The organism is Bradyrhizobium sp. Ken51, assembly GCF_055807435.1.
The window spans coordinates 1-338 of sequence record NZ_JBVVPB010000151.1 but is presented as its reverse complement, the minus strand read 5'-3'; the positions used below and the strand labels follow the sequence as shown (position 1 = coordinate 338).

Annotated in this window: 1 protein-coding gene; it reads right to left on the bottom strand. The window is 55.3% G+C overall.

Going from position 1 to position 338, the window contains the following annotated elements:
- Positions 1 to 26: 26 nt before the first annotated feature.
- The coding region (locus tag AC0L27_RS41260) for a hypothetical protein (RefSeq protein WP_473323861.1) at positions 27 to 338 on the bottom strand (312 nt) is incomplete at its 5' end.

Sequence of the window (338 nt, the reverse complement as noted above, 5' to 3'; positions counted from 1 at the left end):
ACCGCGTCACCAGTTCGACGGTGTCGTCACATCACCCGTGCGTACGCAAAGCCCAGCCGCTCGGTTATGGGTCCGTAGGTGGTCTTGAGGTCCGCTTTGCGCGTGATACTTGCCATGTAATCGGCCACCTTCTGAGCGCGCGGATCATCGACTTTCAAAGGATTCGCATGGTTCTCCTTGTCAATTATGCAAGGAAAGAAACCGATTGAAGACATCTTCTTGCCTTCAAAATCACAAGTGCCCACCATAGTCATGCGGGTGTCTTCCGGGAACGGCGACAACGGATATCCTGGCCGCGGAAAGATCGCATCGTCGCCCATCTCCTTGCGCAGGTACCC